A 12,869-nucleotide genomic window follows, 5' to 3' on the forward strand; every position below is an offset into this window, starting at 1 on the left:
TTACTTTTTCGGTTCTGCTTTTTGGCCAAACTCTTTTTCCCATTTTTCTAAAATTTTGTCACGATTTTCTGCTGCCCATTTAAAGTCATTCTTTTTGTATAACTTTTCTGTCACATCTTTAGGGAATCCATCTGGAAGTTTATAATCATTTTTAATTGTCGCAAATCCATTTTTCTCGAAGTATAACTTCATTACATCATCAGTAATTGCCCAATCTAAAAATGCTTGCGCTAATTTTTCATTTTTTGCATTATCTTTTTTAATAAGTGCGTTCGCTTCTACTTCCCAACCTAATCCTTCTTTCGGCAATACAACTTCAACTGGTGCACCTTTTTGTTTCTCTTTCAAAGCACTATAAACCATTGATACGCCAACTGGATATTCACCTGCGCCTGCTAATTTCGCTGGTTTTGAACCTGAATGAGTATAAGTTGCTATATTATCATGAAGTTTCTTCATGTAATCCCAGCCTTTATCTTCACCCATAATTTGTAACCATGCAGAAACTGTTAAAAATCCTGTTCCAGAAGAAGCTGGATGTGGCATAACAAGCGTTCCTTTATATTCTGGTTTCGTTAAGTCTTCGTATGATTCTGGCATCGGTAAATTTTTCTTCTTTAATTCTTCTTTATTTATAGCAATCCCCGTCATAAATGCCGTATTACCTACCCATTTTTCTGGTTGCTTATCATCTTTAAATTGCGGAAGAACACGATCCGCTCCTTTTGGAGAGTATCCTTTTAACATATCTTTTTTATCTAAAGCTAATAGACTAGACGCTGCTGTTCCCCATACAACATCTGCTTGTGTATTTTTTCCTTCAGCTAGCAATTTCGCTGTAATAACCCCAGTTGAATCACGAACAATGTTCAGTTTCACATCTGGATACTTCTGTTTAAAAGAATCAAGGTAAATTGGTACAAGTTCTTCTTCAATCGCTGTGTAAACAGTTAATGATCCAGATAATTTATCATCCTTTACTTTTGCCCCAGCACTCTCTTCTTTCTTTGCACCACACCCCATTAATAACGAAAATACCATTCCAGTTGCTACAGCTTTAAAGATTGTTTTTTTCACTGTCTCTCTCTCCTTTTATAAATCTTATGTACAACTCTAATATAAACAACTAGTGTAAAAGCAGTATTAAACCAACATTAATCTTTTGTTTGTTGTTTGTTTTTGTGTAATACGTTGCTACTTCTATGTTTTTTCGCATTTTTCTGCCAATAATGAACACTAAATTTACAAATAATTAAAAAAACCTTTATAATCCCACAAAAAAATGAGGCGTTTGTAAAAAACGCCTCATTTTTGTTTACCTTTTTTTGAATTACGATTTGCATACTTCGCGCTATTTTCTCCTTCATACTCTAATGCAAATTCTGCATCTGGTAAGCTTTCTTTCGGAGTTTTATTATTGTTGATTGCCGCATTTTGTTTCACTTTTCTTTTTACCAATACATTCACCTGCTCTCAAGAATTCACTTTCTACTCTAGTTTAAAACAACATTAAATAATTATTACTGGCAAGTGTTAACAAGTACATAAGGCCGCTAGATGGAAATACTACCTATGAAGAAAGCATTAGAAAAGGGGCGATTATTTTGAAGAAGAAAGATAAAATTCAGTCACCAATTTTAGATGAAACGCTCCCGCATCAAATGAATTTCCCATCTTTTAAAGGAACAGGAAAGAAGATGCAACAACCTTTCATAAATCAATATGACGTCGTAATCGGAGACAGTAAATATGATTCCGAGAATAGTCCACTTCACAATTGGACTGATGAAGTAGACCCTGCCATTATGGCTGGAGAAGAATGGATTCATCCTACAAATGATATTGGGTGGATTTCAGAAGAAAATCAAGAGTTGCTAAAAAAAGAAGTGGATAATAAGAATGAGGCTTTTATGCATCCGCAATTTGGCATTAACGACTAAAAAACCATTCTACCTCACATAGGTAGAATGGTTTCATACTATCCAATAATAATTCTCTCTTTCGGGTATTTATAGCGAGGTGGCTGTTCTCTTCCCCCACTAGCCAGTATAAATGTTAAAATACCGACACGCCCAATAAACATAAGTACAATGAGTACAAGTTTACCAACAGTTGTTAAATCTGGCGTAATACCTGTCGATAGCCCTGTCGTTCCGAAAGCAGAACACACTTCAACAATTAAACTCATAAGCGGTACATTTTCCGTAATAGATAAAATAAAGAGTGCTGTGGCACATAATAAAATCCCCATTGTCATAACGACAGATGCTTTTAGCACGTCTTCTTCATGTAACTGACGTTTGAAGACTCTAACCGTTCTTCCGCCTCTTGCAAAATTGTATAACGATAATATACTAACAGCGAATGTTGTTGTACGTATTCCGCCCCCAACCGAACTTGGAGATGCCCCTATAAACATTAATATACTCATAAATAAAAGCGTCGGTTGTGACAATTCACGTATATCCATTGTAGCCAGTCCACCGCTTCGCGTCGTCACAGATTGGAATAATGTATAGAAAACTGTTTCATGCCATGACTTTCCTGCTAAAAATTGATTTCGTTCTAGTAAAAAAATCATAATGGTTCCAACGATAACGAGGGCAAAAAATGTTGTTGTCGTCAATTTTGTAAATAACGAAAAACGAAATAGTTGCTGTCTCTTTTTACTAAGGAATTGCTTTACTTCCATTAATACAGGGAAACCAATTGCCCCTAAAATAATGAGTAACATATGAATCATTTGCACAATATAATCTTTCTTATACGGAATTAGCGATTGTCCTGTTAAATCAAATCCGCCGTTCGTGGTTGCACTAACAGCGGCAAAGAAACCGTGAAAATAAGCTTCTTGCCAAGTTGGAAAATAAAGTAGAAATCTTGTACCTAATAGTATCGCTCCAATAAGTTCTATCGAAATAATTACAATTAAAATAGAACGCATCAATTCTACAAGGCCTGATAAATTCCCTTGATTATGGTCTGCCATAATGAGTCTTCTTCTCTGCAAACCGATCTTTTTCCCCGTTATAATCCAAACAAACGTACCAAGTGCCATAATTCCTAAGCCGCCTAATTGTAAAATAAGGGCTAACATAATAATTCCTGCCGTAGTAAATGTATCTGAAATCGTAACAACAGACAGTCCCGTAACACTTACCGCACTAACAGATGTAAAGAGGGCATCGATAAATGTCCATTTCACACCAGACTTCGTAACAAACGGGAAACTAAGCAATATCACCGATACAACTACTGCTAATAAATAAAATAAAACAATGAGTTGTACAGGACGTAATTTTTGTAAAAACTTTTTTATATCTCTCATTCCATCACTTCGCTACCTTTTTTTCTATCGATTAAATAAAGAAAAATCTTCACTTTCTTTATTTGTAAATAACTGCTCAAATAATTTGGCAAATACCATTCCATACACAGTTCCATTACCTCCATATGGCAATGCGTAAAATAAATTATGTATCTTTTTGTCTTCTTTTAAAATAGGGAGACCATCATGACTACCGCCAAATGCTGCCGCCCAATAGTACTCTGCCTGTATATTCTTATACTGCGGGAACATCTCTTTTACAATGTTAATAAGGATATCACGCTTATGCAATAATTTCGTATCACCAATTGTTTGAATTTGCATCGCTTCATCTAATCCGCCTACAATAATACGATTTTGATACGTTCGAAAATATAAGTAAGGCCGTGCTGTTTCCCAAATTAATGATCGTTCATGCCAGCCTTCAAATGAATCTACCTTATTTGTCACCACTGCATATGATGTTTCCACTGTTGTATTTTTTTCTTTCTTTCCGAAAAGTGCTTCATAACCTGTCGCCATAATAATATTCTTTGCTACAATTTGATTTCCTGTTTTCGTGTAACAAATTAAATCATTTTGGCGTTTTTTTATATGTATGGCCTCTGTATGCTCAAGTATAGTAGCTCCCATTTGATTTGCTTTATGCAAAAGGCTATGCGCTAATAAATACGGATTCACTTCGGCATCACCATGCGTATATAACGCTGCTTGTTTTATAAATGAATACTTCTTCTTCATATGTGAATCGGTAAAATATTCAACCGGGAATCCATAATGGCGTAACGTATTATATTCTTCTTGTAAAAACGATACATCCTCATTTCTACTTGCATAATACAAACTACTTCGCGGAATAAACTGAGGATCAATATCGAGAGTCGGTACAACTTGCTCCATTGTTCGTAGCGCTTCGTAACAAAGCTTATATGCTCGTACCCCCTTTTTTTCACCAAATGTATGGATAAGTGAGGTTAGCGATTTATCATGAAGAAATTGTAGTAAACCTGTATTAGCAGCTGTGCTACCACATGCGATTGCTCGTTTTTCAATGAGCGTAACACGCATTCCAATTTTCGCTAACGAATACGCTATATGAGCACCTGCTTCTCCGCTTCCGACTACAAGCACATCACATATCATATCATTTTCTAATGATGGATAACAAGGTATAGAAACTCCTGTATTCCAAAACAACTTACCAGTCATAAGTTTCATAATTATACTCCTAAAATATAAATTTCTCCTTTCTATCTTTTGTTATTTCCCATAAAAAAATCCAACTAACATACGCTAGTTGGACTTTTTATTTTTAATTAGAACGCTCCTCAAGCCAATTTCCAACCGTCGGATATGTTTGTTTTACCGCTGTTCCACCGTAAACGATCGACATATGTCCCGTTGGTAAACATACATATTGTTGATCTGTGCTAGAAATATGGTCTAGCAAAGCTTCTACTTGGCATGGCAGGGCGATATGATCACGTTTCGCAGAAATATTCAAGACATTCGCCTTAATATTTGCAAGGTCTACCTTTTGTCCACGAATAACGAGTTCACCTTTCACTAATTTATTATTTTGATAAAAATCACGAATCCATTGTCTATACGATTCACCCGGGAATGGAATACCGTCACCAACCCACTTTTGAACTAATTTCCAGCTTTCGACGAAGCGCTCATTTTCTGAACGATCAAGTAAAGCGACATATGGACCTACAAAGTTTGTAATTGGTTTTAACATCTTATTTCCGAAATCAATCATTTCTGGCGGAATATTTCCGAATGTATCAACCGCTTTATCTAAATTGAAGTATTTCTCATCTAATAAAGGACCGTATAATCCTGTTTCAGAGAAATCAAAAGGACTTGTCATAAAGATTAAGTTGCGAATTGGCATGTGCGGATGAAGTGCTGCATAAATAGAAGTTAGCGTTCCACCCATGCAATAACCAAGTAAAGAAATCTCGTCCGATTTCGCAGTTCTCATTACTTTCTTCACTGCTTTTGCAATATAATCAAACACGAAATCATCAAATTTCAAATGACTATCTTCTAAACCAAATGTGCCCCAATCAAGCATATACACATCAAAACCACGATCTACTAAATATTCCACTAAACTATTTCCTGGAGTTAAATCCATAATATACGGTTTATTAATAAGCGCGTATATTAATAAGATTGGAACTCTCTGTGTTTTTTCTTGTTTTGGAATGTAACGATACAGCTTCGTTTTATTCTTCGTCCAAATAACTTCTTTTGGTGTTAAACCAACTTGTGGTTCTGGTTCGCGCAATAAAACTTCGCTCGCTCTTTTCACACGGCGATATGCTTTACGATATTCTTCTGGGTACAACTCCAATTGCTTTTCCCATTCCGTTACGAATGTAGTCATTTTTCTATCTCCTTTTCGGTCGATTTATTTCTAAAAAAAGAAGTGCATTCCTGCTATGGATATGCACTTTTTTCTCGCTTCATTACATGTATAATCCACCGTTAATGTTTAATTGCTGACCTGTGATATATGCACCGTCACGGCATAGGTATACTACACCTTTTGCAATTTCATCAGCTTGACCAAAACGTTTTTTCGGGATTTTCGCAACGATTTTTTGACGTACTTCTTCTGGTACTTCTGCTACCATTTCAGTATCAATAAATCCTGGGCAAATTGCGTTTACAGTTACATTTGTTTTTGCAAGCTCTAATGCTAATGATTTTGTAAATCCTAACATACCTGCTTTTGCTGCAGAGTAGTTTGTTTGTCCAAATCCACCAGCTTGGCCAATAATAGAAGAAATACTAATGATTCTTCCTTCTTCTGCTTCCGATATGTATGGCAGTACCGCGCTTGTTGTATTAAATACACTGCTCAAGTTCACGTCAATTACGCGCTCCCAATCTTCACGATTTAATTTTTTGAATGTACGATCTCTTGTAATACCAGCATTATTAACAAGAATATCAACTTTACCAAAATGATTCACAGCTTCTTCTACAAGTCGGTTTGCATCTTCTACTTTCGAAACATCCGCTTGAACTGCATAAACGTCATGTCCTTCTTTTCCTAATTCATTTACTAAGTTTTCAGCTGCTTCTTTACTGCTGTTATAGTTAATAACTACTTTTGCTCCCTCTTGTGCTAATGCTACTGTAATTGCTTTTCCAATTCCTTTTGCCCCACCTGTTACGATTGCTACTTTGCCATTTAATTGAACCATTTCTTTTCCCCCTTAAATGAATTTGTGAACGATTGTTATGAATCATTTTGGTACTCATATGAATAGAGTCCATATATTAATTATGTTTCGTTGTTTATACATGAAAAAGAGATTCTCCCTTTCCCTTTTACACGTTATAAACAAACGCTATTATCATTTTTTATTTTCCGGCTTATTCGCAGGTTTTACTTCTTCTTTTGCAGGTACTTGTAGTTTCGCTAGTACTGCATTTTGCTTTTCTAGTAACTCTAAAATTTGATCAACTTTCGTTTCTAGCGTGCGAATATCTTGTTTTACTTTCGTAACATCACGCTTTAATGTAGGAGCTTGTCCTAATGAATCCACTTTCTCTTCTAGAATTTCCTCAATGTTATCAACTTTATTTTCTAAATTGATAACAAGCGTAGCTACTCTAGCGATATCCTCTCTCGTCGGCACATTCACCTGTTCTAAATAATTTTTTGTCGTATCATTTAATGCTTTTTGATAAAACAAATTCAAATCTAGAACGCTGCCCATCCAAGCAGAATATTCTTCTGTTTTAATTGTTTCATTGAGCGCTTTTCCCCAAAATGTTTCGGTTTGTTCATAAGCATTTTTCCATGCTTGCAATGGATCGAATTTTTGATCAATCACTTCGCCTACACTCCCTTTTTCGTTTTTGAAACAATTCAACCTATTCACTATTTTCTAATATTCTGAATAAAACTTCAAGTCTATATTTTATTTTTCTTTATTTTCCAATAAATGTGTTGACATTAAAAACAGATAGGTGTAAATTGCACTTATAAGCAAAAAAATTCCATCTAACTGATTCATGAGGTGATGCACAATCATGCTACATAATGAACCAGAACACCCAGAAAGTTTGGAAAAAAACCAAGCGAAACAACCAAACTCCATGCCCAAAAACTTCTTAGTTCCTTTCTTACTTCTCTGTCTAAAAGACTGGAGTCTTCATGGTTACAAACTCATTCAAATGCTAATGGACATCGGCTTTTCTTCTGTTGACCAAGGTAATGTGTATAGAACATTGCGCAAGTTAGAAAAAGAAAATCTCATTTCTTCCACTTGGGATACAAGTGAAGGCGGGCCAGCGAAACGAATTTATTCTTTAACAGAATATGGAGAGCAATATTTAACAACATGTGCAACTTCTTTTGAACATTATCAAAATATGTTGCGGACGTTTTTTACGTTATACACCAATGCGTTCTTTCCATTTTCTACTTCTCCAGAAAAGGATGAAAAGGATTCTTCATCTTCACCTGGTGGTACAGCAGAGTAATCTGCGTTCACAATATGTAAAAAAACATTTGGAGGTCAAACAATGGAAACTAAGCCATACGAATTAGTCGATGCATTTTGGAAAAACTGGTCTCAATCTCTTTCCCTCTTCTCTTCAGCTGGGAAACAATTAGAGCAACTTACTTTAGAAACTTTAAAACAACAACAAGACGCTTTGCATAAATTAACATCAGGAGTAGATGAACTAGAAAAAGAACTACAACAATTCACTGCTCAGTTCAATAACCAATATACAGATTACGTGAAGCAATTAACTGGAAACTCCTTAAATGATCAAATTAACGAGTGGCAAGGGAAATGGAATGAACTTTCTAATCAAATGCACCAACTGACTGTTTCTCCTACGAAAACATCTTTGTCTATTCTTACTCAAACTAGCGGTCAATTTGAAGAAACAACAAAACAATTTATTGAACAACAACAATTACAACGTGAAGAGGTTCAAAAACAGTTAGAAGTTTTTTTGGGAGAGTTCAAGTCCAAACAACTAGAACTCGCAAAGCAGTTCGAGGAAAACTCAAAAAATTTATTTACTTCCATCAAGTAAGAAAAATGTGGGAGCTAACTGCAGCACAAACAAAACTCTTTCTTCCTCCTACTACATCAAGATGGCTAGCATTTTTCGATATGGAAAAGAAGGAGGCAAAAATGAATCCATTCCAAGAAGCACAAACTGTTCCGGAGCTTCGTTATGATGAGATTCAAGTCGGTGATCAAGCATCCCTTACAAAAACTATTACGGATGAGGACGTTATTAATTTTGCAAAATTAACTGGAGATGTGAATCCTATTCATATTTTAGATTCTTTTGCAAAAACGACAATGTTTAAAGAACGTATTGCTCATGGCATGCTCGTTTCCAGTTTCATTTCGACGATTCTTGGAACGAAACTCCCTGGCAAAAACACGATTTATTTATCTCAAAACGTTTCATTCCGTGCTCCTGTCAAAATCGGTGATACACTTCGCGTTGTGGCAGAAGTCATTAAAAAACGAGACGATAAAAAAATCATTACGTTGCAAACAAACATATATAATCAATCCGGTGATATTGTCGTGGAAGGTACAGCGACAATACTGAAAAAAGAGTAGCAAATTTGCTACTCTTTTTTCTATCCAATAACTTCTAATCACACCGATTACTTCCGCGTATGAGTACGTCGTTTCCACATAAAATAACGTTACCAGTTTAGATAAGTATTTAGCTGAATTGGACTACTCATAAGGATGTGTATCAACATGGTAAAAACAAACAAATTACTAGTTCCAGGTGCAGAACAAGCGCTTGAACAATTTAAATATGAAATCGCACAAGAATTCGGTGTTAGCTTAGGTTCTAATACAGCATCTCGTTCTAACGGTTCAGTTGGCGGTGAAGTAACGAAACGACTAGTCGCTTTAGCTCAACAACAATTACGTGGATAATACAATAACCTATGGCTTAGAGGCAGATATTCTCTGCCTCTTTCTATTTTTAACATACATAATCGTGCTTTTTCACATACTAGTAAGAGCAAACTGAAAGGAACGATATGTGACATGAAACGGATTAATATTAGCATGAGTCCTCCCCGTGTTCTTACTTTGTCTTTTATTATGTTATCAGTTATCGGTACATGCTTATTAAAACTACCAATTGCTACAACAACTTCTATTTCATGGATCGACGCTTTATTTACAACAGTTTCTGCTTGTACTGTTACTGGGCTTGGTGTTGTAGACACCGGAAAAGTATTTACTTTGTTTGGACAGTGTGTCATTTTAACGCTTATACAAGTAGGCGGACTTGGCATTATGAGCTTTGCCGTTTTAATTGCGATTATGCTCGGCAGAAAAATTGGTCTTCAAAACCGAATTTTACTGCAACAAGCGTTAAACCAAACGAACATTGGTGGCGTCATTCGTCTTGCCAAAGCATTATTTTTATTCTCTTTTACAGTCGAATGTATCGCTACTTTGATTCTTTCTTTTGAATGGGTACCAAAATACGGGATTTCTAAAGGGATCTATTATAGCTTTTTTCATTCGATCTCTGCTTTTAACAATGCTGGTTTTTCTGTGTGGAGCGATAATTTAATGTCCCATTCTCATAGCATTCTTGTCAATCTCGTTATCTCCTCCCTCATTATTTTAGGTGGGATTGGTTTTACAGTAATCGTAGATATAAAAAGAAAGAAAAATTTTAAAAACCTTACATTACACTCAAAACTTATGCTCTCTTCTACTCTAATCGTCAATATTATTGCGACTGTTTTTATTTTTATATTCGAGTTCCACAATTCCCTTTCTATGAGAGGATTTACCCCATTTGAAGAAGGAATGGCCGCTTATTTCCAGGCGGTTTCAACTCGTACTGCCGGGTTTAATACTGTTGATATTTCTGCATTATCAAAGCCTTCCCTACTATTAATGATGCTCCTTATGTTTATTGGCGCTGGTAGTGCTTCAACCGGTGGTGGAATTAAGTTAACAACATTTTTAATCATGTTTTTTGGGGTATTTAAATTTTTACAAGAACAAGATGATATTGTCGTGTTTAAAAAATCTATTAAAGATACTCTCATTGTCAAAGCATTAACCATCACTATTATTTCCATTTCATTTATCTTTTTTGCTATTTTAATTTTAAGTATTACTGAGCGAGTTCCTCTATTGATGAGTGCTTTCGAAGTATTTTCAGCATTTGGGACTGTCGGTCTCAGTATGAATTTCACACCACACTTAACTATGATCGGAAAAGCCATTATCATCTTTATGATGTTTTTTGGGAAAATGGGACCTTTAACATTGGCTTTTTCATTTGCACGTAAAAAGAACCGAAAAATAAAATATCCGAATGAAGATATTTTAACAGGTTGACAACCGTATACATTATCCATATAATGAGAGTACAATAGCATATCTCCAAAGGGGAGTAGCGTCCAAGAATATTTCTTGGAAACAAAGTCGTCATTACGTAGAACTTAGTTCTTCCGGCTTTGTTGGCATTTTCATTACATATGTCTAGCAAGACCTTTGCCTATTAACGGCAGAGGTCTTTTTTGTATTAATTTCCAAATCCTTCCAAAGTTAATAGGCAGGAGTATGGGGAAACTAAATAGTGGGGAAATTCTTCACTTATTTAGTACTTATAGAAATGAGAGGAGAATGTACATGGATGTATCATTATTATTGGAGTATGGTTGGGTATTACTCATCCTAATTGCACTAGAGGGGATTTTAGCGGCTGATAACGCTCTCGTTCTTGCAATTATGGTAAAACATTTACCAGAAGAAAAACGAAAGAAAGCACTATTTTACGGATTAGCGGGGGCATTTGTTTTCCGTTTCGGATCGTTATTTATGATCTCGTTCTTAGTCGACGTATGGCAAGTGCAAGCAATCGGTGCCATTTACCTTATGTTTATCGCTGGTAATCACTTATTTAAAACGTATGTTAAAAAGAATACGGATGAAGAAACAGAAGAAAAAGAAGCAAAGAAAAAACAAGAGAACTTTTGGTGGACTGTATTTAAAGTTGAGGTTGCTGATATCGCCTTCGCAGTTGATTCAATTTTAGCTGCAGTTGCATTAGCAATGACTTTACCAAAAACAGGATTAGGTACAATTGGTAGTCTTGATACTGGGCAATTCGTTGTTATCTTTGTAGGTGGACTTATCGGGTTAATCATTATGAGATTTGCAGCAACTGCTTTCGTACAAATCTTAAAACGTAAACCAGGACTTGAAACTGCAGCATTCTTAATTGTAGGTTGGGTTGGTGTGAAACTAGCAGTTTATACATTAGCACACCCTGCATTAAATGTAATTCCGCATTCATTCCCAGAATCTACACTATGGAAGCTTACATTCTGGATTGTATTAGTGGGAATCGCAGTTGGCGGTTGGTTCTTCTCGAAAGAAGTAGAAGTAAAAGTAGAAAAGAATTTAGACGAAAAAGCGCTGTAATTACAGCGCTTTTTCTTTTTCCCTTCCCCCCCTCAATGTCCAGAAAAAATTCTATTATACTACCATTTGTAAGCGTTTTCTCGATGTATGTATGTCCTTTTTGTGAAACATTGCACAAACTTATTGAAACTGAGAACAATTCCATGTACTTTATTCATATAAGGAGTATTTATAGATGATGTACTAAAGGAGCGTATTACTCATGCTAGAACAAGGATTAGATTATGTTGTCAAACTGGCTAAGAGCAAAAAACAAATGCTAGATACAAACCCGATGCAATATTTCATTCGTGCCGCACTTGCGGGTATTTATATCGGTTTTATTATTGTACTATGTTTTAAATTAGGTAACTTTTTTCACATTGCAGATTCACCAGCAACTTATTTAGCTGCTTCTATGTTTTTCGGAATTGCCCTCGTACTTATTATATATGGCGGTGCTGAATTGTTTACTGGAAACACAATGTACTTTACTGTAGCAACTTTAAGAAAAGAAACAACGATTTCTGATACACTTCGTAACTGGATCGCTTGTTATGCAGGGAATTTAGCTGGAGCTTTATTCTTTGCCTTACTATTTTATGCAACTGGAATTTTCGAAGCAATTGATCACGGCCATTTCATGAATAAAGTAGTAGAAGGAAAAATGAATACACCTACAATACAATTATTCTTTAAAGCAATTTTATGTAACTGGCTTGTATGTCTTGCGTGTTTCTTACCTTCTCAAGTTAAAGGTGATACAGCAAAAATTATGATGATGATGCTACTCGTTTTCACATTCTTCTTATCTGGTTACGAGCATAGCATTGCAAACTTATCACTGTTTGCTCTATCTTTAGTTTCACCGCATCCGGAGACAATTTCTTTTGCAGGTGCTATTCATAACTTAATTCCAGTTACAATCGGTAACATTATTGGCGGGTCCGTCTTTGTCGGTATGGTATACCATTACTTAACAAAGAAAGGACCTGACGTGAAACAAGAAGAAACTGAATTAGTAGCAGCTCAACAAGAAGAAATCATTCCGTTACAAGCACATATGAAACATTAAAAACTCC

At 35.5% G+C, this 12,869-nt stretch carries 15 protein-coding genes and 1 riboswitch; of the genes, 8 read left to right on the forward strand and 7 right to left on the reverse strand.

The annotated features are described in order from the left end of the window. Positions 1–1,077 carry a putative 2-aminoethylphosphonate ABC transporter substrate-binding protein gene (locus QEP67_RS21220; RefSeq protein ID WP_000750909.1) on the reverse strand — a complete coding sequence of 359 codons (1,077 nt, stop codon included), beginning with the start codon at positions 1,075–1,077 and terminating at the stop codon, positions 1–3. A gap of 228 nt (positions 1,078–1,305) precedes the next feature. Then, on the reverse strand, positions 1,306–1,458 hold the full coding sequence (locus tag QEP67_RS21225; protein ID WP_000240799.1) for a hypothetical protein: 153 nt from the start codon (positions 1,456–1,458) through the stop codon (positions 1,306–1,308). A gap of 146 nt (positions 1,459–1,604) precedes the next feature. Here QEP67_RS21225 and QEP67_RS21230 point away from each other — a divergent pair, with 146 nt between their 5' ends. Beyond that, a complete protein-coding gene (locus QEP67_RS21230) occupies positions 1,605–1,940 on the forward strand; it encodes a DUF3905 domain-containing protein (RefSeq protein ID WP_000725963.1) in 336 nt (111 codons plus the stop codon). A gap of 38 nt (positions 1,941–1,978) precedes the next feature. Here the strand turns inward: QEP67_RS21230 and QEP67_RS21235 are convergent, their stop codons facing one another. The 5 genes from QEP67_RS21235 to phaR form a co-directional block, all read right to left on the reverse strand. Continuing rightward, positions 1,979–3,328: a TrkH family potassium uptake protein gene (locus tag QEP67_RS21235; RefSeq protein WP_001204695.1), complete on the reverse strand. Its 1,350-nt coding sequence runs from the start codon at positions 3,326–3,328 to the stop codon at positions 1,979–1,981. Positions 3,329–3,352: 24 nt separating this feature from the next. After that, positions 3,353–4,546 carry an FAD-dependent oxidoreductase gene (locus tag QEP67_RS21240; RefSeq protein ID WP_000772559.1) on the reverse strand — a complete coding sequence of 398 codons (1,194 nt, stop codon included), beginning with the start codon at positions 4,544–4,546 and terminating at the stop codon, positions 3,353–3,355. Between the two features lie 94 nt (positions 4,547–4,640). Continuing rightward, positions 4,641–5,726, reverse strand: coding sequence for a class III poly(R)-hydroxyalkanoic acid synthase subunit PhaC (gene phaC / locus QEP67_RS21245; RefSeq protein ID WP_353706407.1), 1,086 nt, complete (start codon positions 5,724–5,726; stop codon positions 4,641–4,643). Positions 5,727–5,808: 82 nt separating this feature from the next. Next, positions 5,809–6,552: an acetoacetyl-CoA reductase gene (locus tag QEP67_RS21250; RefSeq protein WP_000250411.1), complete on the reverse strand. Its 744-nt coding sequence runs from the start codon at positions 6,550–6,552 to the stop codon at positions 5,809–5,811. A 153-nt stretch (positions 6,553–6,705) separates the two neighbouring features. After that, complete coding sequence (phaR, locus tag QEP67_RS21255) at positions 6,706–7,188, reverse strand: polyhydroxyalkanoic acid synthase subunit PhaR (RefSeq protein ID WP_000566954.1); 483 nt, start codon at positions 7,186–7,188, stop codon at positions 6,706–6,708. A gap of 199 nt (positions 7,189–7,387) precedes the next feature. Between phaR and phaQ the strand changes: the two genes are divergently transcribed. The 7 genes from phaQ to QEP67_RS21290 all read left to right on the forward strand — a co-directional run bounded on the left by phaQ (position 7,388) and on the right by QEP67_RS21290 (position 12,862). After that, a complete protein-coding gene (gene phaQ, locus QEP67_RS21260) occupies positions 7,388–7,840 on the forward strand; it encodes a poly-beta-hydroxybutyrate-responsive repressor (protein ID WP_000903018.1) in 453 nt (150 codons plus the stop codon). 42 nt (positions 7,841–7,882) lie between these two features. Next, positions 7,883–8,407 (forward strand): polyhydroxyalkanoic acid inclusion protein PhaP, encoded by a 525-nt coding sequence (phaP, locus tag QEP67_RS21265; RefSeq protein ID WP_000448583.1) that lies wholly within the window; start codon positions 7,883–7,885, stop codon positions 8,405–8,407. Between the two features lie 101 nt (positions 8,408–8,508). Next, the gene (locus QEP67_RS21270; RefSeq protein ID WP_001067917.1) at positions 8,509–8,952 is read left to right on the forward strand and encodes a MaoC family dehydratase; all 444 of its coding nucleotides are present in this window, start codon (positions 8,509–8,511) and stop codon (positions 8,950–8,952) included. Positions 8,953–9,099: 147 nt separating this feature from the next. Then, positions 9,100–9,285 (forward strand): alpha/beta-type small acid-soluble spore protein, encoded by a 186-nt coding sequence (locus QEP67_RS21275; RefSeq protein WP_000241212.1) that lies wholly within the window; start codon positions 9,100–9,102, stop codon positions 9,283–9,285. Between the two features lie 114 nt (positions 9,286–9,399). After that, complete coding sequence (locus QEP67_RS21280; RefSeq protein WP_000822344.1) at positions 9,400–10,719, forward strand: TrkH family potassium uptake protein; 1,320 nt, start codon at positions 9,400–9,402, stop codon at positions 10,717–10,719. A 38-nt stretch (positions 10,720–10,757) separates the two neighbouring features. After that, positions 10,758–10,922, forward strand: a riboswitch (yybP-ykoY riboswitch). 91 nt (positions 10,923–11,013) lie between these two features. Continuing rightward, positions 11,014–11,808 (forward strand): TerC family protein, encoded by a 795-nt coding sequence (locus QEP67_RS21285; protein WP_000383317.1) that lies wholly within the window; start codon positions 11,014–11,016, stop codon positions 11,806–11,808. A 202-nt stretch (positions 11,809–12,010) separates the two neighbouring features. Then, positions 12,011–12,862, forward strand: coding sequence for a formate/nitrite transporter family protein (locus QEP67_RS21290; protein WP_048567060.1), 852 nt, complete (start codon positions 12,011–12,013; stop codon positions 12,860–12,862). Positions 12,863–12,869: the final 7 nt, after the last annotated feature.

It is taken from the genome of Bacillus cereus group sp. MS39 (assembly GCF_040448665.1).
Classification (GTDB): domain Bacteria; phylum Bacillota; class Bacilli; order Bacillales; family Bacillaceae_G; genus Bacillus_A; species Bacillus_A wiedmannii.